This window comes from Paenibacillus sp. 102 (assembly GCF_039549175.1).
Classification (GTDB): domain Bacteria; phylum Bacillota; class Bacilli; order Bacillales; family Bacillaceae_G; genus Bacillus_A.
Genome location: NZ_JBCGHT010000002.1, coordinates 217076 through 241002, shown reverse-complemented (window position 1 = coordinate 241002; position 23927 = coordinate 217076). Strand labels below are relative to the sequence as shown.

At 36.5% G+C, this 23927-nt stretch carries 27 protein-coding genes and 1 other RNA gene; 25 read left to right on the top strand and 3 right to left on the bottom strand.

All coding sequences use genetic code 11. The annotated features are described in order from the left end of the window. Positions 1 to 5: 5 nt before the first annotated feature. From AAIE21_RS07145 to AAIE21_RS07065, 17 genes are all read left to right on the top strand, one after another. Positions 6 to 347, top strand: coding sequence for a nucleotide pyrophosphohydrolase (locus AAIE21_RS07145; protein WP_243526486.1), 342 nt, complete (start codon positions 6 to 8; stop codon positions 345 to 347). Next, positions 347 to 1147: a 4-hydroxy-tetrahydrodipicolinate reductase gene (gene dapB / locus AAIE21_RS07140; protein ID WP_343266128.1), complete on the top strand. Its 801-nt coding sequence runs from the start codon at positions 347 to 349 to the stop codon at positions 1145 to 1147. The genes AAIE21_RS07145 and dapB overlap by 1 nt, the downstream gene beginning before the upstream one ends. Positions 1148 to 1162: 15 nt before the next feature. Next, positions 1163 to 1558: a methylglyoxal synthase gene (gene mgsA, locus AAIE21_RS07135; protein WP_343266127.1), complete on the top strand. Its 396-nt coding sequence runs from the start codon at positions 1163 to 1165 to the stop codon at positions 1556 to 1558. A gap of 11 nt (positions 1559 to 1569) precedes the next feature. Further along, positions 1570 to 2274, top strand: coding sequence for a bacillithiol biosynthesis deacetylase BshB1 (gene bshB1, locus AAIE21_RS07130; protein WP_343266126.1), 705 nt, complete (start codon positions 1570 to 1572; stop codon positions 2272 to 2274). Further along, positions 2271 to 3416: an N-acetyl-alpha-D-glucosaminyl L-malate synthase BshA gene (gene bshA, locus AAIE21_RS07125; RefSeq protein WP_343266125.1), complete on the top strand. Its 1146-nt coding sequence runs from the start codon at positions 2271 to 2273 to the stop codon at positions 3414 to 3416. Before bshB1 ends, bshA begins: the two co-directional genes overlap by 4 nt. Next, positions 3403 to 4596 carry a CCA tRNA nucleotidyltransferase gene (locus AAIE21_RS07120; RefSeq protein ID WP_343266124.1) on the top strand — a complete coding sequence of 398 codons (1194 nt, stop codon included), beginning with the start codon at positions 3403 to 3405 and terminating at the stop codon, positions 4594 to 4596. Before bshA ends, AAIE21_RS07120 begins: the two co-directional genes overlap by 14 nt. Further along, positions 4581 to 5561, top strand: coding sequence for a biotin--[acetyl-CoA-carboxylase] ligase (locus AAIE21_RS07115; protein WP_343266123.1), 981 nt, complete (start codon positions 4581 to 4583; stop codon positions 5559 to 5561). The genes AAIE21_RS07120 and AAIE21_RS07115 overlap by 16 nt, the downstream gene beginning before the upstream one ends. A gap of 388 nt (positions 5562 to 5949) precedes the next feature. Then, positions 5950 to 6786 carry a 3-methyl-2-oxobutanoate hydroxymethyltransferase gene (gene panB, locus AAIE21_RS07110; protein ID WP_343266122.1) on the top strand — a complete coding sequence of 279 codons (837 nt, stop codon included), beginning with the start codon at positions 5950 to 5952 and terminating at the stop codon, positions 6784 to 6786. Continuing rightward, positions 6786 to 7634 carry a pantoate--beta-alanine ligase gene (gene panC / locus AAIE21_RS07105; RefSeq protein WP_343266121.1) on the top strand — a complete coding sequence of 283 codons (849 nt, stop codon included), beginning with the start codon at positions 6786 to 6788 and terminating at the stop codon, positions 7632 to 7634. The genes panB and panC overlap by 1 nt, the downstream gene beginning before the upstream one ends. Positions 7635 to 7647: 13 nt before the next feature. Continuing rightward, on the top strand, positions 7648 to 8031 hold the full coding sequence (panD, locus tag AAIE21_RS07100; protein WP_343266120.1) for an aspartate 1-decarboxylase: 384 nt from the start codon (positions 7648 to 7650) through the stop codon (positions 8029 to 8031). A 154-nt stretch (positions 8032 to 8185) separates the two neighbouring features. After that, positions 8186 to 10978 (top strand): ATP-dependent DNA helicase DinG, encoded by a 2793-nt coding sequence (dinG, locus tag AAIE21_RS07095; RefSeq protein WP_343266119.1) that lies wholly within the window; start codon positions 8186 to 8188, stop codon positions 10976 to 10978. Between the two features lie 353 nt (positions 10979 to 11331). Further along, a complete protein-coding gene (locus AAIE21_RS07090; protein WP_000412180.1) occupies positions 11332 to 11502 on the top strand; it encodes a YpmA family protein in 171 nt (56 codons plus the stop codon). 7 nt (positions 11503 to 11509) lie between these two features. After that, on the top strand, positions 11510 to 11986 hold the full coding sequence (locus tag AAIE21_RS07085) for a cell wall elongation regulator TseB-like domain-containing protein (protein ID WP_343266118.1): 477 nt from the start codon (positions 11510 to 11512) through the stop codon (positions 11984 to 11986). Positions 11987 to 12004: 18 nt separating this feature from the next. Continuing rightward, complete coding sequence (gene aspB, locus AAIE21_RS07080; protein ID WP_343266117.1) at positions 12005 to 13192, top strand: aspartate transaminase AspB; 1188 nt, start codon at positions 12005 to 12007, stop codon at positions 13190 to 13192. A 129-nt stretch (positions 13193 to 13321) separates the two neighbouring features. Then, positions 13322 to 14029, top strand: a complete 708-nt coding sequence (gene dnaD, locus AAIE21_RS07075; protein WP_343266116.1) for a DNA replication protein DnaD — start codon at positions 13322 to 13324, stop codon at positions 14027 to 14029. A 15-nt stretch (positions 14030 to 14044) separates the two neighbouring features. Further along, positions 14045 to 14692 carry an endonuclease III gene (nth, locus tag AAIE21_RS07070; RefSeq protein ID WP_343266115.1) on the top strand — a complete coding sequence of 216 codons (648 nt, stop codon included), beginning with the start codon at positions 14045 to 14047 and terminating at the stop codon, positions 14690 to 14692. A 6-nt stretch (positions 14693 to 14698) separates the two neighbouring features. Continuing rightward, positions 14699 to 15217 (top strand): YpoC family protein, encoded by a 519-nt coding sequence (locus AAIE21_RS07065; protein ID WP_343266114.1) that lies wholly within the window; start codon positions 14699 to 14701, stop codon positions 15215 to 15217. A 23-nt stretch (positions 15218 to 15240) separates the two neighbouring features. On the opposite strand, the gene AAIE21_RS07060 is transcribed toward AAIE21_RS07065, so the two are convergent. Continuing rightward, entirely contained in the window at positions 15241 to 17904 is a 2664-nt protein-coding gene (locus AAIE21_RS07060; protein ID WP_343266113.1) for a PBP1A family penicillin-binding protein, read from the bottom strand. A 65-nt stretch (positions 17905 to 17969) separates the two neighbouring features. Next, positions 17970 to 18572: a Holliday junction resolvase RecU gene (gene recU / locus AAIE21_RS07055; protein ID WP_174099658.1), complete on the bottom strand. Its 603-nt coding sequence runs from the start codon at positions 18570 to 18572 to the stop codon at positions 17970 to 17972. 103 nt (positions 18573 to 18675) lie between these two features. On the opposite strand from recU, the gene AAIE21_RS07050 reads away from it, so the two are divergent. The 3 genes from AAIE21_RS07050 (at position 18676) to AAIE21_RS07040 (ending at position 20712) form a co-directional block, all read left to right on the top strand. Further along, complete coding sequence (locus tag AAIE21_RS07050) at positions 18676 to 19701, top strand: DUF2515 domain-containing protein (RefSeq protein WP_343266112.1); 1026 nt, start codon at positions 18676 to 18678, stop codon at positions 19699 to 19701. Positions 19702 to 20109: 408 nt separating this feature from the next. Beyond that, on the top strand, positions 20110 to 20352 hold the full coding sequence (locus tag AAIE21_RS07045) for a hypothetical protein (protein ID WP_343266111.1): 243 nt from the start codon (positions 20110 to 20112) through the stop codon (positions 20350 to 20352). Positions 20353 to 20385: 33 nt separating this feature from the next. Next, entirely contained in the window at positions 20386 to 20712 is a 327-nt protein-coding gene (locus AAIE21_RS07040) for a YppE family protein (RefSeq protein WP_481858667.1), read from the top strand. Positions 20713 to 20735: 23 nt separating this feature from the next. On the opposite strand, the gene AAIE21_RS07035 is transcribed toward AAIE21_RS07040, so the two are convergent. Next, complete coding sequence (locus tag AAIE21_RS07035; RefSeq protein ID WP_006094322.1) at positions 20736 to 20927, bottom strand: YppF family protein; 192 nt, start codon at positions 20925 to 20927, stop codon at positions 20736 to 20738. 175 nt (positions 20928 to 21102) lie between these two features. Here AAIE21_RS07035 and AAIE21_RS07030 point away from each other — a divergent pair, with 175 nt between their 5' ends. From AAIE21_RS07030 to rnpB, 5 genes are all read left to right on the top strand, one after another. After that, complete coding sequence (locus AAIE21_RS07030) at positions 21103 to 21627, top strand: YppG family protein (RefSeq protein WP_343266109.1); 525 nt, start codon at positions 21103 to 21105, stop codon at positions 21625 to 21627. Between the two features lie 151 nt (positions 21628 to 21778). Next, the gene (locus AAIE21_RS07025; RefSeq protein ID WP_343266108.1) at positions 21779 to 22309 is read left to right on the top strand and encodes a CotD family spore coat protein; all 531 of its coding nucleotides are present in this window, start codon (positions 21779 to 21781) and stop codon (positions 22307 to 22309) included. 56 nt (positions 22310 to 22365) lie between these two features. Then, positions 22366 to 22920, top strand: a complete 555-nt coding sequence (locus AAIE21_RS07020; RefSeq protein WP_343266107.1) for an SLOG family protein — start codon at positions 22366 to 22368, stop codon at positions 22918 to 22920. A gap of 97 nt (positions 22921 to 23017) precedes the next feature. Further along, positions 23018 to 23353 (top strand): cell division regulator GpsB, encoded by a 336-nt coding sequence (gpsB, locus tag AAIE21_RS07015; RefSeq protein WP_174099665.1) that lies wholly within the window; start codon positions 23018 to 23020, stop codon positions 23351 to 23353. Between the two features lie 87 nt (positions 23354 to 23440). Next, positions 23441 to 23832, top strand: an RNA gene (gene rnpB, locus AAIE21_RS07010) — RNase P RNA component class B. Positions 23833 to 23927 lie beyond the last annotated feature (95 nt).

The following is a 23927-nucleotide window of genomic DNA, read 5'->3' as shown; positions in this document are numbered from 1 at the left end:
ATAATATGGAACAAAAAACGATGAAAGATATGCAGAAAGAAGTAGATGCATATATTAGTCAATTTAAAGAAGGTTATTTTAGTCCACTTGCAATGATGGCTCGTTTAACGGAAGAAATGGGCGAACTTGCAAGAGAAGTGAATCACTATTATGGTGAGAAGCCGAAGAAAACGACTGAAAAAGAGCGAACAATTGAAGAAGAACTTGGAGATGTATTATTTGTTATGATTTGCATGGCAAATAGTTTACATATTGATTTAGAAACAGCACATAACATTGTGATGAATAAATTTAATACACGTGATAAAGATCGCTGGACACGTATTGATGAGGGAGAGAAAGAATAATGAAAAATATTAAAGTAATTATTGCAGGACCAAGAGGACGTATGGGGCATGAGGCAGTTCTTCTTATGGAAAGAACACCACATTTTCAATTAGTAGCAGCAGTTGATTATAAGCATGGTGGTGAAAAAATTTCCAACCTTCCTGGAATGCCTGCATTAGATGCACCGATCTATGCGGATTTACATACTTGTTTAAATGAAGTAGAGGCGGATGTATTGCTAGATTTAACGACACCAGAAGTCGGAAAAAAACACGTTACACTTGCAGTTGAACATGGTCTTCGTTCTGTTATTGGTACGACAGGATTTACAGAAGAAGAACTTCAGCATTTAACAGACACTGCGAAAGACAAACAGGTAGGTACCATTATTGCTCCAAACTTTGCAATTGGTGCGGTGCTTATGATGAAGTTCTCTCAAATGGCGGCAAAATACTTCCAAGATGTTGAGGTGATTGAATTGCATCATGATCAAAAATTAGATGCACCATCTGGTACGGCTGTAAAAACTGTAGATTTAATTCGCCAAAACCGTGAACCGAAACAACAAGGTCACCCAAATGAAACGGAACAATTAGAAGGAGCACGTGGTGCCAATGTAGAGGGTATTCATATTCATAGCGTACGTTTACCAGGGCTTATCGCACATCAAGAAGTACTATTTGGTGGAGATGGACAAATGTTAACAGTTCGCCACGATTCATTTAACCGTGCGTCATTTATGTCTGGAGTAAAATTATCTATTGAAACAGTAATGAATCTGGATCATCTTGTATACGGTTTAGAAAATATTATCGACTAAAGGGAGAGACAACGGATGAAGATCGCCTTAATCGCACATGACAAGAAGAAAGATGATATGGTTTCGTTTGCATACGCATATAAACCAATTTTTGAACAACATGAACTTTTTGCAACGGGAACAACAGGTCTTCGTATTATGGAAGCGACAGGTTTAGCTGTTACAAGATATCAATCTGGTCCTCTTGGTGGTGACCAAGAGATTGGTGCAATGATTGCCAAAAATGATTTAGATATGGTAATTTTCTTCCGGGATCCGCTAACAGCACAACCGCATGAACCAGATGTAAATGCATTGCTTCGTTTATGTGATGTGTATGCGATTCCGCTTGCAACGAACATGGCAAGTGCTGAAATGTTAATGCATGCATTAGATCGGGGAGATTTAGATTACCGAAAGTTAAGAAAATGAGGGGAACAACTATGAGTGGATTACATATATTAGCGTTTGGTGCTCATGCCGATGATGTTGAAATCGGCATGGCAGGCACTATTGCGAAATATACGAAACAAGGATATAAGGTTGGTATTTGTGATTTAACAGAAGCTGACTTATCTTCAAACGGAACGGTGGAGTTAAGAAAAGAAGAAGCACAGGAAGCTGCTCGTATTATGGGAGTTGAAAAGCGAATTAATTTAGCGATGCCGGACCGTGGTTTGTATATGAAAGAAGAATATATACGTGAAATCGTAAAGATTATTCGTACATATAAGCCAACGCTAATTTTTGCACCATATTATGAAGATCGTCATCCAGATCATGCGAATTGTGCAAAACTTGTGGAAGAAGCTATATTTTCAGCGGGTGTTCGTAAATATATGTCAGAAATTCCGCCGCACCGCGCGCAATCTTTTTATTATTATATGATTAATGGTTTTCATAAACCAAATTTCTGTATAGATATTAGTGAACAGCTTTCTGAAAAGGTAGCAGCGTTAGAAGCGTATGAAAGTCAGTTTACAACTGGAAGCGATGGCGTGAAGACACCTTTAACGGAAGGGTATGTCGAAACGGTAATCGCTCGTGAGAAAATGTTTGGAAAAGAAGTTGGAGTTACGTATGCTGAGGGATTTATGAGTAAGAAGCCAGTTTTATTACATGCTGATTTACTAGGGGGATGTAAATGAAATTGAAAATAGGTATTACATGTTATCCTTCTGTGGGTGGTTCTGGAGTTGTAGGAACAGAACTTGGAAAGCAATTAGCTGAACGAGGTCATGAAATTCACTTCATTACATCAGGTGTTCCATTCCGATTAAATAAAGTATATCCAAACATTTATTTTCATGAAGTAACAGTAAATCAATATTCTGTTTTTCAATATCCACCTTATGATTTAGCATTAGCAAGTAAAATGGCAGAGGTTGCACAGAGAGAAAACCTTGATATTTTACATGTGCATTATGCAATACCTCATGCAATTTGTGCATATTTAGCGAAACAAATGATTGGGGACAATATTAAGATTGTTACAACATTGCATGGAACGGACATTACTGTACTTGGATCAGACCCTTCTCTAAATAATTTAATACGATTTGGTATTGAACAATCTGATGTTGTTACGGCTGTATCTCATTCGTTAATTCAAGAAACGAATGAACTTGTAAAGCCAAACAAAGAAATTCAGACAGTATATAATTTTATCGATGAGCGTGTTTATTTTAAGAGAGATATGTCACAACTAAAGAAAGAATATGGCATACGTGAAGATGAAAAAATACTAATTCATATTTCGAATTTCCGAAAGGTCAAGCGTGTACAGGATGTTGTTCAGGCATTCGCTAAAGTTGTAAAGGAAGTGAATGCGAAATTACTCCTTGTTGGTGATGGCCCAGAGTTCTGTACAATTTTACAACTGGTGAAAAGCTTACATATTGAAGAACGTGTTTTGTTTTTAGGAAAACAGGATAATGTTGCAGAGCTTCTTGCCATGAGTGATTTAATGTTACTTTTATCAGAAAAAGAAAGCTTTGGTCTAGTTTTACTAGAAGCAATGGCTTGTGGTGTGCCATGTATTGGAACAAGGGTTGGAGGCATTCCAGAGGTTATTAAACATGGTGAAACAGGATATATATGCGAAGTCGGTGATACGGTAGGGATAGCAAAACAAGCGATACAATTGCTTAAGAATGAAGAGATTCATCGAAACCTGGCAGAGCGAGCAATGGAAGCTGTATATGAGCAATTCCGTTCAGAAAGAATTGTTTCACAATATGAGGCGATTTATTATGACATACTAAGGGATGACAAAAATGAAACGATTTAAACAAGCTGGAGCAATTATTGAGACATTAAAACAACATGGGCATGAGGCATATTTTGTTGGAGGAAGTGTGCGTGATTTCATTATTAATAGACCGATTGGTGATATTGATATTGCAACATCAGCTCTTCCAGAAGAGGTGATGCATTTATTTCCACGACATGTCCCTGTAGGTCTTGAACACGGTACGGTTATTGTTGTCCAAGAAGGCGTTCCGTATGAAGTGACAACATTTCGAACAGAGAGTGATTATGAGGATTTTCGCAGACCAAGTAGTGTTCAGTTTGTTCGTTCATTAGAGGAAGATTTAAAACGCCGAGATTTTACTATGAATGCGATTGCGATGAATGAAGAAGGAGCAATTATTGATTTGTTTTTGGGGCAAGAGGCAATTCGTAAACAAGAAATTGCTACAGTTGGGAATGCTGCGGATCGTTTTCAAGAAGATGCATTACGTATGATGCGTAGTATTCGCTTTGTTAGTACATTAGGATTTTCTTTAGAGGAAAAAACGAAGTATGCGATTGAAAAGTATGGGCATTTACTTGAACATATAGCGATTGAAAGAATTACAGTTGAGTTTGAAAAGCTGTTGACAGGTACATATTGTGTAAAGGGCCTTCAAAAACTAGTAGAGACGAAACTATTTACGCACTTACCATATTTGCAAATGTCAGAAGAGAGAATTTTAAAAGCTGCGCAATATAACTGGGATTATTTTAAAAATGATATCGAGGCGTGGGCATTTTTCCTATATTGTATCGGAGAAGAACATCCATCCGTTTTCTTGCGCCAATGGAAGTTTTCAAATAAAAAAATAAAAGATATTGTCGCTGTTATACTAGCTATTCGTGCTAGAAAAACAAAGTCATGGGATACAGTTTTTTTATATAAAACAGGTATTCAAGTTGCTCTAATGGCAGAAAGAGTATATCAAACAATTATAGAAAATTATAATATGTCTTCGGTAGATAAAGTGCAGACGTTATTTCACTCATTACCTATTCAGAATCGTCAAGAAATGAATGTAAGTGGTAATGATTTATTGAGTTGGACAGAAAAAACGCCAGGACCGTGGGTGGCAGAAGTATTGCAAAGGATTGAAGAAGAAATTTTACAAGGACAATTAGAAAATGAGAAAGAGAAAATAAGGGAGTGGCTACAGGGATGCAATCTACTATAAGAAAGCAATTATTACAAGTTTTTTCTGAAGCAGATGGCGAATTTGTATCTGGTCAAACACTTAGCGACAAGCTTGGTTGTTCGAGGACTGCTGTTTGGAAACACATGGAAGATCTCCGGAGCGAAGGATACGAACTTGAGGCTGTACGCCGCTTAGGATACCGAATTGCGAGCAAGCCAGATAAAGTAACGGCGAATGAAATCCAATTAGGCTTACAAACAGAATTTATAGGAAGAACCGTATATTTTGAGGAATCTGTTGAATCTACGCAGCATATTGCAGCAAAACTTGCGTATGAAGGGGCGGCTGAAGGAACAATTGTTGTTGCAGAAGAACAAACAGCAGGACGCGGTCGTTTAAGCAGAAAGTGGCATTCACCAAAAGGAACAGGAATTTGGATGAGTATTATTTTACGTCCAGCTATCCCTGTTCATCACGCGCCTCAGCTTACGTTATTAGCAGCGGTTAGTGTAGCGCAAGCAATTGAGAAATGTACAGGTGTAAATGTTGGAATTAAATGGCCAAATGATATTTTAATTGAGGGGAAAAAGGCTGTCGGTATTTTAACAGAGATGCAGGCTGATCCTGATAAAATTAACGCTGTCATTATGGGAATTGGAATTAACGCCAACCAAGGACAAGAACATTTTGCGTATGAGATTAAACAGATTGCTACATCTTTAGCAATTGAATCAGGAAAACCGATTGTTCGAGCAGAGCTTATGCAACAGATCTTTTTACAAATGGAAAAGCTATATCAAGAATATGTAAAGAATGGTTTTTCAGTTATTAAGCTTCTATGGGAAAGTTATGCGATAAGTATTGGGAAAGAAATTACAGCTCGAACGATGAAAGATACAATTACAGGTGTAGCAAAAGGAATTACAGCAGATGGTGTACTTATGCTAGAAGACCATAAAGGTCAGGTTCATAATATCCATTCTGCTGATATAGAAATTAAGTAAAGAGAAGTTCCTACTGGGGAGCTTCTTTTTATTTGTACATTGGATGATATTGGGGGATAGGGATTGTTGAGTTTCCTGTTATATTCGTTATTATTTTAAAATTTCACATACTGTAATGAAATAGAAAATTATTTTTTCAAAAAAATGTAGCAATTGTATTTCTTAGTTTGCTATAATTAGTTCGAATATGGGCAGTATCTGAGTGAACTGCACCATTATTTCAAGAAATGAAGAAAAATAAATTGGATTCTGCCTTGATCCAACAACGGACTGGGACAGAGGGATGAATTTTGCCGACTAACACAACCCATCTGCCCTTTTTTGGTCAGATGGTTTTTTTATATGATTTCGGCCATCTCCTCTCTCCTGAATAAAGGAGGAGTAGTTTTTGAAAACGAAAACAGATTTTTTGAAAATGAAAGAGAAAGGTGAGCCAATTACGATGCTTACAGCGTATGATTATCCATCTGCTAAGTTAGCGGAAGAAGCTGGAGTCGATATGATTTTAGTTGGGGATTCTCTTGGAATGGTTGTCCTTGGATATGATTCCACAGTTCCTGTAACAGTAGATGATATGATACATCATACGAAAGCAGTTCGCCGCGGTGCGAAGGAGACTTTTGTTGTAACAGATATGCCGTTTATGTCTTATCATGTATCACTGTCAGAGACGATGCATAATGCGCGCCGTATTGTACAAGAGAGCGGAGCGCATGCAGTGAAAGTGGAAGGCGCAGGTGAAGTGGTATCAATTATTCACTATTTAACGAATGCAGGAATTCCTGTTGTGGCACATCTTGGTTTGACACCTCAATCTGTTGGGGTATTAGGTGGATATAAAGTGCAAGGGAAAGATGCTGAAAGTGCAAGGAAATTATTGGAAGATGCGCAGAAGTGTGAAGAAGCTGGAGCGATAGCAATTGTGTTAGAGTGTGTACCAATGCAGTTAGCAAAGATGGTATCAGATGAGCTAACAGTTCCTACAATTGGAATTGGTGCAGGAAAAGATGTGGATGGTCAAGTACTTGTTTATCATGATTTAATCTCGTATGGAGTGAGCCGGGTTCCAAAATTTGTGAAGCAATATACCTCGGTTCAAGAAGAAATTGTACGTGGGATTGCACAATATGTTGCTGAAGTAAAAACAGGGCGATTTCCGGAAGAGCAACATTCATTCACAATGAAAGAGGAAGAGTATGTAGCATTATACGGGGGAAAACAGTGATGAAAATTATAACAACAGTACAAGACATACAACAAATTGCGAGTGAAATTCGCGCAAGTGGGAAAGAAATTGGCTTTGTTCCAACAATGGGGTATTTACATGAAGGACATGCAACTTTATTGCGACAAGCGAAAAAAGAAAATGAAGTTGTTATTTTAAGTGTGTTTGTAAACCCATTACAGTTTGGACCAAATGAAGATTTAGATCGTTACCCAAGGGATATTGATAGAGATGAAAGAGTGGCAAAAGAGGCTGGTGTTGACTACTTATTTTATCCGAGTGTAGAAGAAATGTATCCGGCAGAACAGACAACAAAAGTTGAGGTTGTCAAGCGTACAGACGTATTATGCGGCAAGCAACGACCAGTTCATTTTGCTGGTGTTGCGACTGTTTTGATGAAGTTATTCAATATTACAATGCCAACTCGTGCCTACTTTGGTATGAAAGATGCACAGCAAGTTGCAGTTATTGAAGGGTTTATAAATGACTTTAATATTCCGGTTACAATAGTGCCTGTTGACATTGTAAGAGAAGAGGATGGATTAGCACGAAGCTCTCGAAATGTGTATTTATCAGAAAGAGAACGCGCAGAGGCTCCTCATTTATATCGTAGCTTATGTATAGCGAAGGAACGAATTGAAGCTGGAGAGCGTAATCCACAAATGATTACAAGTCTTGTGAAAGAATATATTGAGGAAAATACACAGGGCGTTGTTGATTATGCAGATTTATATGCGTATCCAACTTTGACAGAAATTGAAACAATTGAGGGACGTATTATTCTTGCAATTGCAGTGAAGTTTGATCATGCACGTTTAATTGACAATATTACATTAACGGTTGAATAAGGGGGAGTCATCTATGTTTCGCACAATGATGAGAGCAAAGTTACACCGCGCGACTGTAACAGAAGCAAATTTAAATTATGTAGGTAGTATTACAATTGATGAAGATTTAATGGACGCAGTGGAGATTGTAGAAAATGAAAAAGTACAAATTGTAAATAATAATAATGGAGCTCGCTTAGAGACGTATGTAATCAAAGGAGAACGTGGCAGTGGTGTTGTTTGTTTAAATGGTGCAGCTGCAAGGCTTGTACAACCTGGAGACAAAGTTATTATCATTTGTTACGGTCTCGTAGCGGGAGAAGAAGTATATAAACAAGTACCAAAAATTGCGGTGTTAGATGATAACAATCAAATTATTGAAATGTTGGGTGCTGAAAAAGCGGGTACAGTTTTATAAGTAGAAAGGCTATTCCTTATGGAATAGCCTTTCTACTTATAAAATGAAATCAGCCCATTTTGTGCATCTTTTCATTAAGATGATACAAAACGTGGTATAGTAACAATATATGAATTTTTGTTGTTTGAAAGGGTAAGAAATTGAGGTGTTACATATGAGTAAGCGTTATGTCGTTGTCGATTTAGAGACGACAGGGAACTCCTGGAAAGATGGGAAGGACAGAATTACACAAATTGCAGCTGTTGTAGTGGAAGATGGAGAGATATTGGAAATTTTTTCGTCTTTTGTTAACCCGAAGAGAGAGATTCCCCCATTTATTACAGAATTAACAGGGATTGATGAAGATCTCGTGAAACAAGCCCCGCTATTTTGCGATATAGCGCCGATGGTAGCCGAATTATTACATGGTGCTTATTTTGTTGCACATAACGTTCACTTTGATTGGAATTTTTTGAAAGAAGAATTAAAACAAGCTGGATATGGGGAAGTAAACTGCCCCAAAATTGATACGGTTGAATTAGCACAAATCTTATTACCGACAGCTGATAGCTATAAATTACGTGATTTAGCAAAAAAACATGAATTGGAACATGATCAGCCGCATCGTGCGGATAGCGACGCTCTTGTGACAGCAGAATTATTTTTACAATTTCTAAATCAATTAGAAAAACTACCGCTTGTCACATTACAATCTTTATACGAGCTAAGCGATGTATTCCAAAGTGATGTAGCGAATATCATTTCAGAAAATATTTTAAATAAAGTGATGCTTGGGACAGAAGATGCAAAGGAATATGAAGTATATCGAAATATTGCGCTTCGAAAACGAAATTATTCATTAGCAATTGGTGATGATTGCCCATCTAAATTTGATGCTTTTTTACACAAGTCAATGAAGCAACTTGAGCTAAAGATGCCAACTTTTGAAAAAAGAGAAAGTCAACAGCGAATGATGAAGGAAATATATACAGCATTAAGAGATTCTCGTTTTTCATTAATTGAAGCAGGAACAGGTACAGGGAAGACACTAGCTTATTTGCTTCCAAGTATTTATTTTGCAAAGAGAAAAGAAGAGACCGTTGTGATTAGTACACAAACCGTACAGCTGCAACAACAAATGATTGAAAATGAAATTCCTTTATTGCAAAGTATATTACCATTTCCATTCGAAGTGGCTCTCTTAAAAGGAAGAAAACATTACCTTTGTTTACATAAATTTGAATATACGTTACAAGAAGAAGAGAAGAACTATGATGCTGCGCTTACGAAAGCAAAAATTTTAGTATGGTTATTGCAAACAGAGACTGGTGATCGTGACGAGCTAAATATTCCAGAAGGTGGGAAGTTATTGTGGGATCGTATTTGTAGCGATACATATAGCCCAGGTGCTATGCACAGTAATTGGTTTAGCCGCTGCTTTTATCAAAGAGCAAAAAATAAAGCGTTATTTGCAGATATTGTTATTACAAACCATGTGCTACTATTTCAAGATTTTATTAGTGAAGATCCACTCTTGGCGTCTTGTGAACATATTATTTTTGATGAGGCTCATCACATCGAAGAAACAGCGACTAGGACACTTGGGGAGCAATTTTCATGTATGTATTTTCAATTGATCTTATCGCGCTTTGGTACGTTAGAAACGGATGATGTGCTATCCAAGGTGTATGAGATGATGAAAAAGTCTCATCATTCGTCACGTGCAACTTTTCGGATGGTGAGTCATAGGCTGAAGGAAATTAAATTTGATGCCGATGAATTATTTCAAATGTTACGTACATTTATATTTCAGCAAACAAAGCAAGAACAAGGGGCAAATAATATGCCGCTTAGCTATCGATATAAGGCGGATCAAGAGGGTGGAAAACTATGGAGAAGTATAGCTGAGCTAACGAATCGCTTTGTATATGATTTGAGAAAAATACTTACTGTGTTAGAGAAACAAGCAAATGTATTACAAAGTAAGATGGAATGGGACATGCAAGTTGTTACAGGTGAGTTTATGCATCTCATTGAATTATTGCGCAAAATGGTTGACTCATTGCATTTGCTTATATTAGAAAAAACAGCATGTGTGACATGGATGGAAACGGAAACGAAAGGTACAATTCATTCCACTGTGTTATATGCACAACCTGTCCATATAGGAGAAAGATTTGCAGATGAGTTCTTAGCAAAAAAGCGAAGCGTTATTTTTACTTCGGCGACGTTAACTGTCAATCATACATTTGATTATATGCAGGAACAACTTGGATTACATGACTTTGCACCAGACACATTAACAGTTCCATCACCATTTCATTATGAGGAACAAGTAAAATTAATGGTTCCGACAGATGTTCCTCTCATTAAGCAAGTGAGTGAGGATGTCTATATAAGGGAAATATCACATCATATTGCAAAGATTGCTAAAGCAACAAATGGGAGAATGCTCGTTTTATTTACATCTTATGAAATGTTAAAGGAAACATATACAAATTTAAAACAAGCGGATGAATTAGAAGGTTTTGTATTACTGACACAAAGTGTTCATAATCGTAGTCGAAGTCGTTTAGTTCGGAAATTTCAAGAGTTTGACAAAGCAATTTTGCTAGGAACAAGTAGTTTTTGGGAAGGTATTAATATTCCCGGAGATGCATTAAGCTGTCTTGTTATTGTTCGGTTACCCTTTACGCCGCCTCATCAGCCGATGATGGAAGCTAAAAGTGAATGGATAAGAAGTAAAGGGGAAGATGTATTTACGAAGCTGGCACTTCCACAAGCGATTCTTCGTTTTAAGCAAGGCTTTGGGCGATTAATTCGCACAATGACGGATACTGGAACCGTGTTTGTATTAGATCGTCGTTTGACCAACTCTTTCTATGGAAGTAGATTTATCCAATCTATTCCTGATGTTCCACTTTACGAAGGGGCGTTAGAAGAACTATTGGATCAATTAGAAGAATAGAATCGCTAAAGTGAAGCTGTATTCATTTTATAATAGGGATATCTTACCTTTTATTGCTGTTTAGAGTGCTTGGAGATAGGGGGAATTTCTTTTTGTAAGTACCGGGGAAAGTAAAAGAAGAATATGCCTGAAGTACGATGTACTTCAGGCATGGAATGTGGGTAGGAGGAAATTTATTTTTTCTTACTTCTTGTATACAAATGTTTCAGTTTTGGGTTTGAACCCTTTTTTTGCTGAACATGTCCTGCTATAATAGATGGGTGATGAAGCAGGGGTTGTAAAGAATGTACTCTTATTGTAACCGCATTGCGTTCTTCTATAATTAGAAATTTTTGTGTAACGGAGGAGTTTTCATGGAGAAGAAAATCGAAGTGCTATCAACGACGCGTATTAAATATTCGTCTGATTTATATAAAATTGTTGATAGTCTGAATCGCACTTTAAAAGAACAGGACCTCATGTTCGGGTTGGCATTAGACGAAAACGAAAAAGAAACAGCAGTATTTACGATATATAGAACGTAGTGATACAATGAAAAAGTGGATCTTTGCCATCATTATCGTTATCGTTGCCATTGGGTTATATGGGGTGCATATTTATAATGCGACAATGGATAAGAAAATTCCGAAAGAGTCAAAAGTTGTAGAGATTGCAAAAGAAAAAGCAAAGCTTACAAAGATAAAAACCGTTGAGTATTATAACGGAAAATCTTCATATGCAGTCGTACAAGGTGTAGATGAAAAAGGGGAAAAAATCGTTGTTTGGGTACCTGAAAAAAAAGGAAATGTTTTAGTAAAGAAACAGAGCGAGGGTATCTCTGAAAAAGATGCATTGCAAATTGTTGCCAAAGAGCAAAAGCCAAAACAATTCCTGAAAGCAAAATTAGGTGTTGAAAACAATGTACCATTATGGGAAGTTACATATATTGATGATGAAAATCGTTATACTTACTATTATCTTGCATTTCAAGATGGTGAGTTTTTGAAGCGATATAGCATTGAAAAATAGATGTAGGGGGAACCACAAATGAAATTAGCAAAGCGAGTAGCTGCTTTAACACCGTCTGCAACTTTAGAAATTACAGCAAAGGCACAAGCATTAAAAGCTGAGGGCCATGATGTAATTGGATTAGGAGCAGGAGAACCTGACTTTAATACGCCAGAGCATATTATGGATGCTGCGCATAAAGCGATGTTAGAGGGACATACGAAATATACTGCAACTGGTGGATTAAAGGCGTTAAAACAAGAAATTGCGAAGAAATTTACTCGCGATCAAGGACTAGCGTATGATGGGACTGAAATTATTGTATGTAATGGTGCGAAGCATGCACTTTATACATTATTCCAAGTGTTACTTGATGAAGGAGATGAAGTTATTATTCCAACTCCTTATTGGGTAAGTTATCCTGAACAAGTAAAGCTTGCTGGTGGTAAGCCAGTTTATGTAGAAGGCTTAGAAGATAATGAGTATAAAATTACGCCAGAGCAGCTACGCGGAGCAATTACAGAGAAAACGAAAGCTGTTATTATTAATTCACCAAGCAACCCAACAGGAATGATTTACAGCAAAGAAGAATTACAGCAGCTTGGAGAAGTATGTTTAGAGCACGACATTTTAATTGTTTCTGATGAAATTTATGAGAAATTGGTTTATGGTGGCGTGGAATATACTTCAATTGCCCAGCTTTCTAATGCATTAAAAGAACAAACACTTATTATTAATGGTGTGTCTAAATCGCATTCTATGACAGGATGGCGTATCGGCTATGCAGCAGGAAATAAGCAGCTTATTAAAGCGATGACGAATTTAGCAAGTCATAGTACGTCAAACCCTACTTCAATTGCTCAATACGGCGCAATTGCTGCGTATGCTGGGTCGCAAGAGCCTGTAGAAATGATGCGTCAAGCATTCGAAGAAAGATTAAACATTATTTATAATAAATTAATTCAAATTCCTGGTTTCACTTGTATTAAACCACAAGGTGCATTTTATTTATTCCCGAACGTAAAAGAGGCTGTAACGTTAGCTGGATATGAAACGGTTGATGAGTGGGCAAAAGCGTTGTTAGAAGAAGAGAAAGTAGCTCTTGTTCCAGGAACAGGATTCGGCGCACCAAACAATGTTCGCTTATCCTATGCAACATCTCTTGAACAATTAGAGAAAGCGTTAGAGCGTATTAATACGTTTATGAAAAGTAAAGTACAGGCTTAAATTTTTTCCTGGATAAATTACTTTGAACAAATGAAGACGACCTCCCTATCTATAGGGAGGTTTTTTGACGAATTGTGGTAAAAGAAAATCATAACAGGTGTGTTATACTAGAAAGCGAGGTGTATGGTCATGAAGAAAAAAATGATGTTACAATGGTTTGAACAAGGCAGCATTGCAATTCCAAAATTGCTTATGATGCAATATAAAAAAATAGGTTTAAATGAGATGGAATTTATGGTTGTACTCCATGTACATACCTTTTTAGAGTCGGGTAATTCTTTTCCAACTCCTTCAGAAATTGCAGAACGAATGACAATAACAGAAATGAAGTGTATGGAAATCATTCAAGCTTTAATTCAAAAAGGCTTTTTAGCATTAGAGGGTAGTCAAAAATCTGAGGCGATGATGTGTGAAAGTTATTCATTACAACCGCTTTGGGAAAAAATCTTGCATTTCTTAATGAATGAAACAATAGAAGAAGAAAAAGAAGAACAAAAACAACTTCAAGTAAATTTATATACAATTTTTGAACGGGAATTTGGGAGACCATTATCGCCTTTTGAATGTGAAACATTAGCGATGTGGCAAGACCAGGATCAACATCATCCGAATTTGATTCAGGCAGCTCTTCGAGAATCTGTAATGAGTGGGAAACTTAATTTCCGCTATATTGATCGCATTCTCTTTGAGTGGAAAAAGAACGGAATTAAGACGGTTGACCAAGCGCAAGACCAAGGGCGGAAATTTAGAGCAAATCAACAACGCCCACAGCAAGTCACAAAGCAAGAGGCAAAATATACAGGGAAAGTGCCCTTTTATAATTGGTTGGAACAGTAATATAGGAGGAAAGTTATGTTAAACAAAACGCAAATTCGTCATTGTTTAGATACGATGGCGGATATGTATCCAGAAGCACATTGTGAATTGAATCATGATAATCCATTTGAACTTGTAATTGCAGTTGCATTATCTGCCCAATGTACAGATGTGCTTGTAAACAAAGTAACAAAAAATTTATTCCAAAAATATAAGACGCCTGAAGATTATTTAAATGTGTCTTTAGAAGAATTACAACAAGATATTCGTTCAATTGGATTGTATCGAAATAAAGCAAAAAATATTCAAAAATTATGTCAGATGTTACTTGATGATTATAACGGAGAGGTTCCAAAAGACCGTGATGAATTAACAAAACTACCAGGTGTCGGCAGAAAGACTGCAAACGTAGTTGTTTCTGTAGCATTTGGTATCCCAGCTATCGCTGTGGATACACATGTAGAACGAGTAAGTAAGCGCTTGGCTATTTGCCGTTGGAAAGATTCCGTGCTAGAGGTAGAGAAAACATTAATGAAGAAAGTACCAATGGAAGAGTGGGGCGTTACGCATCACCGAATGATTTTTTTTGGACGTTATCATTGCAAAGCGCAGCGGCCGCAATGTGAAGAATGTCGGTTACTAGAAGTGTGCCGTGAAGGTAAGAAGAGAATGAAGGGGAAGTAAAAATAGATGGAACAAGTCGTTCAAATACCGGATGAATTTCGATATACTCCTTTTTTTGAAGGGGATATAGACAAGATTATCTATCATACAGATGAAACTTTTGTGCAATTGCTAGAAAGTCATTATTTTTTATTTGACATTGAAAAACAATATGAACCATGGAATGAGATAGAGATGGGTATTCCAACTGTGTTAGATATATGGAAAGAAAAAAAAGAAGATATTTCGATATTTTTCCGGGATCGAAAACGAAAAGAAGCAAGAAACCCAATGATTCACTTTGCAGCTCATTTCTTATCGATTTTATATTGGTTAAATGGACAACCTGTGCCAGGGTTAAAGAATATGAAGGATAAGGCTGATGAGCTACAGATCAAACCAATTAACTTTATAGAACGTTACTCATTTATTAAAGAGCAACCAAATCATTATCATTCCTATATTCAGTTGGAACAGTTGTATGTAGAAATAGAAAAGTTATATGCAAAAAAAATAATCCAAAAAAAGAAGTCACCATCTCTTTAGAGAAAGGTGACTTCTTTTTTGGATTACTGTGTTGGATTTTCCGGTGTTGGGGTATCTCCATTACCACCGGCTGGCTTGTCTGGTTTTTGTTTGTTAGCCTCTTCTTCAGCTTTCTTAGCTTCTTCCTCGGCTTTTTTCTTAGCTTCTTCCTCAGCTTTTTTCTTAGCTTCTTCAGCTTTCTCGGCTTCTTCAGCTTTCTTAGCTTCTTCAGCTTTCTTAGCTTCTTCAGCTTTCTTAGCTTCTTCAACTTTCTTAGCTTCTTCAGCTTTCTTAGCTTCTTCAACTTTCTTAGCTTCTTCGGCTTTCTTAGCCTCTTCAGCTTTCTTAGCCTCTTCCTCGGCTTTTTTCTTAGCTTCTTCCTCAGCTTTCTTCTTAGCTTCTTCACTCTCACCAGGAACAGTGAAAGATACCCCAGCTGCATCGCTTGTGCCGGTTCCTTTTTTCGCTACTACTGAGAAGCTGTAGGTTACACCTGGTTTTACACCGCCAAGTGAAGCGGTTGTACCGCTTACGGATAGACTACCACTAGACCCATCATTTGCTTTATAACTTGCAGAGTAAGAAGTAGCATCTGAAGGTCCAGACCAACTCAGGTTAATTGTATTAGATGCTGCATCATAAGAAGGTGTTACACCAGTTGGTGGGTCAACTTTGATTTGTTTAACAGCATCCTTTTTCGCACCCTTCACATAGAGCTCTTCATTTAAACGTTCTACAGAAGAAGGTTGCTCAAAACGAGATTTATCTGTAGCAAATTTACTCATCATTTCTTTGAAAATGTGTTGTGCAATTCGAACTGATGATGATTTATCTGCAATGTAATTTTCTTCAGAGTCTTTTTCATATCCTGTCCATACTGACATTGTATATTGTGGTGAATAACCAGCAAACCAACTGTCCCTATTGGCACTTTCTGGAATATTATATTTTTTTAATACACTTGCATCATAGTTCTGCGTTCCTGTTTTACCAGCAACATCTATTCCTGATACATAAGCAGTTGGACCTGTACCACCAGCACCTGGTTTTACAACATCACGAAGAACGTCAGTAATCATATATGCTGTGTAGTCTTTCATTACTCGTTTTTCTTTTGGTTTAAAGATTTTCTCTTTACCATCAGGAAAAACAACTTTTGTCACAAAATGTGGTTTGTTATAAACGCCATCATTTCCAAAAGCAGCATATGCACCAGCAACTTGTAAAGGAGTAGCATCATTACTACCAATCGCGTTAGATTCTACTGCTTTTCCTTCACGGAATGTCATTCCAAGTCCTTCAGCAAATTCTTGTGATTTATCTAAACCGACTGCTTGGGCTGTTTTTAAAGCAGGAATGTTAAGTGATTTTTTCAATGCTTCACGTAAAGAAACATCACCTTTATAGCTGTTTGTTGCATTTCGAATTTTTTTACCATTAGAATACGTATATTCTGAGTCATTTAATTGATGATAGGTTGACCATTGCATATATTCAATAGCAGGGCCGTAGTCAAAGATTGGTTTCATAGTCGAACCTACTTGTCGTTGCATATCAACAACCATATTATGCCCTTTAAATGTTGTTTTGCTTTCTTTACGCCCAGCACCAATTGCACGAACCTCGCCAGAATGGGTATCCATGAATACGAAAGCGCCTTGGAAGCGATCGTTTGGATAATCAATAATATCTCCATCTAGTAATTGTTCTGCATAGTCCTGTGCTTTTGGATCAAGATTAGTATAAATTTGTAAACCATCAGATCCGATATTTACATCCGGCATTTCTTTTTCAATTTCTTTTACAACTGCATCTAAGTAGGCTGGATAAGGCATTTCAGTGACTTCTTTAGATGGAAGAAGCCCTTCTGTTACAGGGATTTTTAGTGCTTCATCCATTTCTTGTTTTGAAATAAAGCCATGTCGATTCATTAACGTTAATACAACGTTACGACGTTTTGTTGCTCGATCAATATTTTCTTTTTTTGTTGGATCATAAATGTTTGGACCTTGAGGTAATCCAGCAAGCATCGCTGCTTCGTGTAATTTTAAATCTTTTAAGTCTTTTCCATAATAGTTTTGCGCTGCTGTTGCAACCCCATAAGAGCGATTCCCAAGGTTGATTTTGTTCAAGTACATTTCTAAAATTTCATGTTTGGAATATTGTTGCTCCAATTTATAAGCTAAATACCATTCCTGTACTTTACGTTTTGATGTTTTTTCCATCGTTAGAAAATAGTTTTTAATTACCTGTTGGGTAATTGTACTACCACCTTGAGAACCAAAACCACCTGTGACATTTTCAAGAATTGCTTTTCCTGTACGTTTAAAGTCAATTCCATCATGTCGATAGAATCGAGCATCTTCTGTTGCTAGGAACGCACTTTCTACTACTTTTGGAACTTGATCGTAAGTGATATTTGTTCGCTTTTCGGCACCATATTCATAAAAGAAGTTCTTGTCTTTATCATAAAATTTAGTTGATAGTGGATTGACAAGTTTTGCTTTATCTAGCTTTGGAGCATCCTTTACCATTACAAAAAAAGCGGAAACTCCAGCTATAAGACCAACAATGCCAAGAAGTAGGCAACCAATTAAAAATTTCTTGAAAAAGGAGCCTTTTTTCTTTGGTTTCTCCGTTTGTTTTTTTTCTTGTTGTTGATGTTGTGCATGTTTTCGTTCTGTACGAGAACGATAATTTTCTGACATTATACTTTCTCCTACCTTTCATTTTCTCCCCAAAAGTCGAAAAAAGAGCCTTATTGTTGACTCTATCACGAAAAATAAGCCATGTCTAGTACACGAATATAATCAATTCGAGGGTGATAACCGCATGATAACAAGTATCCGTGCTCTTCGATTTCTTGTTTCTTAATCGATTTGCGTCCACCAGCATCTTGACGATTCCAAAATGAAATGACATGTTTTGCATCGAGTAAATAAAATTCATCATAAAGCGTAAATTTAATAATAACAAATGCAATTCCATTATGAGCTATTACTTGTTCCATATGCTTAATTTGATGAAGATGAAAATTTTGCAGTGGAAAACTTGTTTTATTTTTTGTTTCTTTCGCTTCGAAGTCAATGTATTTGCCTTTGTATACACCGTTGTAGTCCGTTGTAGAAGGCTGTTTAAAATAAGCTTCTTTCACAACTGCAGCACTTCGAGCGGGGTAATCCACTTTTACAATTTGAAGAGGGGTGGGTTTTTTATGTACGCATGCGATATTATGGGTTAAATAATATTGATTTGTTTCATTTAGTTCCTCTTCAAGTGACATACCTCTATTGCCATAAGTATGTTTTTTAAATTGTGTTTTTTGTGGTTGTAATGCCTGATTATACCTTTTTCCGTTTGGATAACGAATGGTCATAGTTTGTCCACTCCAACTTACCTAGAATTACTTACAAAGGTGATTATATCAAAAAAAACAAAAAAGATGCGATTTTTTTCAAGAGAGATGTGGTGATTTATGTATGCTCATGCAGAATGAGTACGAGGAAATAAATAGAGAGCGTAGTGGGGTTTCTTGTACAATAGAAGAGAAACGCTTAATAGCGCATATTAAACAACAGACGGCTCTAGCAAATATAGACAATATTTCACGTACACATACTTATCAAGAATATTACTTGAGGAATAAAGAAATCCGGTGGTCATTTTTGGCGAGTATGGTTTCAAGAAATGCTGGGTGGAATATGACAGATTTAGCAGGGAAATACTATCCGAATGTTTTATCTGAAAGAATGAGAAAGCAACTTTTCCTTACTTATGAAAGTGCAAATTGGCTTATTTTTTCAGATGCATACCCACAGTTGTTGTTATATGAGTACAGTAAGAAAATGACTAGACCGCTTTTTCATTTATTACAGTATTTTAACGTATCTATTTTTATGGAGAAGGAATGGAAAGATTTTTGGAATAAAAGAGATCTCACACGTCTTATTACAGCACTTATTATTAATGAACAAAATAAGATTCAGAAACCGGTTATTGAACACTCATATTTTCAAAAGCATGTATTTCAAACTTTACTGTTTAAATTTCAAGAACTCTTTCATTTGAATGCTGTAATTTTCCCGACAACAAAAGGAAACTTATATGGTTTTTCAGTTTATCAGTTTGAAAAGCTACAAAAACGTATAGAACTGGGGAAAAATTTGGCGTGGTTATTATTTCATCCTGAATATAAAGCCTTATTTTATGATTTTTCTTTGCGAACATTCCCTACAGGATCAAGAATGGATTACGAGCAGTATTTTACAATTCCAAAAGAGAAAGATACACCGAGATTAAGGGATGTTTTTTCAATTGTTATTCATCAAAATAGCTTAGAGAAAGATTGGTTTCATCAAAAAGTGGATACTGAGGCGTTGTTTTTGTTCGAGGAACCGAAAGAAGAAGTTGATATTACAGAATGGTTTCTACAAAAACAACATCATGTACATATTTTTTCCACATTGAATCGCTTTTTTCAAAGGAGTAATGACTTCATGATATAATAAGAAAAGTCCCGTCCTTTTATAGGAAGGCGGGACTAATTGATTACATAAATGAATTGACGTTTCTTACAGTTTCAATTGCAATGTAAGAGAAATTAAGGAAGCTAGGTGAGAGGAGCAGCCTCCACCGATTACAGTTTCACTTTATGTAGCAGGAAAGTTCGGACCATCTAGCTTCGGATTTCCGGTTTCAGGTTTATTTTGTTGTTTGTTTGGTTTTTTCTTCTTCTCATTTTTATTTTTAGCCATGGTAAACACCTCCCTTTTGTATTGTTACCAGTTCTATAAAACTCATACAAACCGATTTCTTTGCCGAATATCAACTAGTTTTGTCAGTCATGCAGGAGTGATAAGTGAATCGTCGAAATAACATGACAAAGGAAAAGCAAAGAAGGAGGCGTTTTATAAATGGCGATGGTTCAGAAGGGAAATGTAATGAAAAAAATGGATCAAATGTTAAGTGCTCTTGATTTGCTGGAAATGAATGTTTCACTTAGAGTTAATCATTCTTTAAAAGATAAACGTGAAAATATATGCAATAAAGTAGAAATAACAGAAATGCACATTCAACATATGGAGGATAAATTATTACATCACGAAGAAAAAGGAAGTTGGCTCCAAACATTTCAAAACGTCATAGTAAGCGCATAAGAGGGTGGAAATAAATTGGATTATGGAACATTAATGCAGTCTTCAATAAAATTAATACGGTACAATGATGAAACAATTATAAAAAAAAGAGAAGAGAAAGAGTTTGATTTTTATCAAGATATGAAGCCTTTTGTGGATATGGTTGATCAGGAGTTAGAAGTGTGGAAAGAATTAGCTTATCAATGGATAAAGCATGAGAATCCTAAGTATATACATGTGCAACAAATTGACCAAGTATATGAAAATTTACAAAATAATGCGCTGCAATGTTTTGTAAATAAGGGTAAAGGTAAGCGGTTTTATGAAACACATCAGGCGATTTTATATACGTTGCAAAATATAGTAGAACAATGTAAGTGACAAGAGGGGAAACCCTCTTGTTTTTATGATTCTACAGTTGTATGTGTGGGCTTTGCCCCATTTATTTCTAATTCACGTATTAAGACTCGATATTCTGAGATGCAGATTTTTCCTTCTAAATAGTGATGTCTAGCAAAATCAAGCAACTCATTCATATCCTCTGTAGAGTACCCCTTTTTTTGAGCGAAAGCTTGTTTTAAATCCCCTAATATCATGTTGATTCCTCCCCCATGAGAATCTTCTTCCCTACTATCCTAACATGAAAAGGCTTACTTTCTTATTTTTTTAAAAATTTAAACTTCCGACAAAAACAGACATTTATAAGGTTACACATTTTATTTTATAGGTACATATTCTATATGTAGAAACTTAGTTAGAGGGGGGAAATACATGTTTCAACAGCCGAATGCATATACACAGCCAAATGCTTATCAATATAATGAGGATACATATTTACGTTATAATATGTATCCATTCGCTCCTTATTACGGAAATCAAATGAATTATCATCAGCCATTTGAAGTATCTTTTATGAATCAGCAACCACAGCCTTATATGAATCAACAATCGTATGTATCACAGCAACCACAGTCTTATATGAATCAACAATCGTATGTATCGCAGCAACCACAGTCTTATATGAATCAACAATCGTATGTACCGCAGCAACCACAATCGTTTATGAATCAGTCGTCAATGTTTTACCCACCGAAACAGCCTTTTCAACCATATCCAACGATGAACAAACAAAAGCAACAGCCAAGTCAATTTTCTAGTTTTGTATCTCAATTTAAGACATCAGATGGCAACTACGATGTGAATAAAATGATGAATACAGCGGGTCAAATGATGAATGCGATGAATCAAGTAACTGGGATTGTAAAACAAGTTGGAGGCTTTTTTGCTAAAGGATGATAGTTGTGTGTCCAAGTTATCGTATATGAACAGCTATCATATAGACAAATTTCCATTAAATAAATAGGTATATATAACAAGCGGCTTTTACCCCTTTCTCATATTGTAAAGTGTAGTCAGATTTTTTTTATGAGAGAGGAGAGAAAAAACTATGCATCATTGTCATCCTTGTTTTGGAGGGCATAAGCCTACAGGACCTATTTGTACAACACCACCTGTCGTTCATCCAACAAAGCAATGTGTAACACACACTTTTTCTACAACGGTGGTACCGCATATTCACCCAACTCATACAACACATGTTCATCATCAGCAAATTAAAAATCAACATTTCTTCCCGCAAACAAATTCAAATGTGAATGTTGTAGACCCCGTTGATCCAGGATTCGGCGGAGTTGGTGGATTCGGTGGACCTGGTGGACCTGGTGGACCTGGCGGAGTTGGTGGACCTGGCGGAGTTGGTGGATTCGGTGGACCTGGTGGAGTTGGTGGATTCGGCGGACCTGGTGGACCTTGTGGCCCATGTGGTCATGGCCATCATGTATCCCCATTCGGACCAGGACCAAATGCAGGACCACAAGTATCTCCATTCGGACCAGGACCAAATGTAGGACCACAAGTATCCCCATTCGGACCAGGACCAAACGGAGGACCAAACGTCGGTGGAATGTTTAAAAAGTAAATGTTATGTTAGAACTAGCAAAATGCTAGTTCTTTTCTTTTTATTGGAGTGTTGATATGAAAGTTGTTGCAGTAACAGGATATAAACCATTTGAACTTGGAATTTTTAAAAATGATCATCCAGGTGTTGTATGTATAAAAAAAGCATTGCGTCGTAAGTTACTTGCTTTTATAGAAGAAGGGTTGGAGTGGGTTACTATTAGTGGACAGTTAGGAGTAGAGTTATGGGCTGCTGAAGTTGTTTTTGAATTACAGCTAGAATACCCTGATTTAAAGCTTGCTGTGTTTACTCCTTTTTTAGAACAAGAGGAAAATTGGAAAGAAGGAAATCGAGAACTGTATGAGTTTGTTTTAGGACAAGCAGACCATGTTGATAGCATTACAAAAAGAAAATATGAAAGTCCAGAACAGTTTCGATTAAAAAATCAATTTTTTATTGAAAAAAGTGATGCACTTTTGGCAGTATATGATGAAGAAAAACCAGGGAGTCCTAAATACATGGTAGAAGTAGCAAAGAAAAAAGGAGAAATAGAAAATTATCACAGTTATTTCATTCTTTTTTCTGATTTACAAGATATAATAGAAGAGGAACAGTGGAATAATGCAGAGTAATATGTAATATAGATCACGTATATATGATTGACAAAAGTCATTGTTTCTGAAAAAATTTAGTTAATGAAAGTTTTGGTAAAAATTTGAGGTGAAGAAAATGATTTCGGATAAAATTAAATTAACAGCGAAAGACATTTTGGAAAAAGAATTTAAGACAGGTATGAGAGGTTATCAACAAGAGGAAGTAGATAAGTTCCTTGATATGATTATTAAGGATTATGAAGCATTTCATAAGGAACTTGAGCAATTACAACAACAAAATGCTCGTTTGAAACGTGAATTAGAAGAACAGAAATTAGTGAAAGCACAAGTTCCGCAGCAACCAGCTCCAACACCAGTTGCACAACCTGTATACAACAATACGAATACGGATATTTTAAAACGTTTATCTAATCTAGAAAAAGCTGTATTTGGAAGTAAGTTATACGAGTAATCTAAGGATAGAAAAAGATTGAAGCATGTTACATATAAAAAAGCATTGCAAAATCTTTTTGTTTCCACTATACTAATGTTTGTCATAACGTTTGGGTAATCGCTGCAACGCCAACGTTGTAGAGGAAAGTCCATGCTCGCACGACCTGAGATGGTTGTAGTGTTCGTGCCTAGCCAATTCATAAGCTAGGGTATTCTGGCCGCGAGGCTGGTTTAACGGCAGGGAAAAAACCTAAGTCCTTTTGGATATGGTTTGACTACCTTTAAAGTGCCACAGTGACGAAGTCCTTGAAGAAATGATAGGAGTGGAACGAGGTAAACCCCACGAGCGAGAAACCCAAATAATGGTAGGGGAATCTTTTCCAAGGAAATGAACGATGGAAAAGGACAGGCTCGAGTAGCCTGTAGATAGATGATTACCACCGGAGTACGAGGCGTGAGCCGTTTGCAGTACAAAGGAACAGAACATGGCTTACAGAACGTTATGAACCAATTATGGAATGACTCAGCTCTCCTTTGTAAGAGGAGGGCTTTTTATTTGTATGAAGTTATAACATGTGAGTTAAAATGGTAAA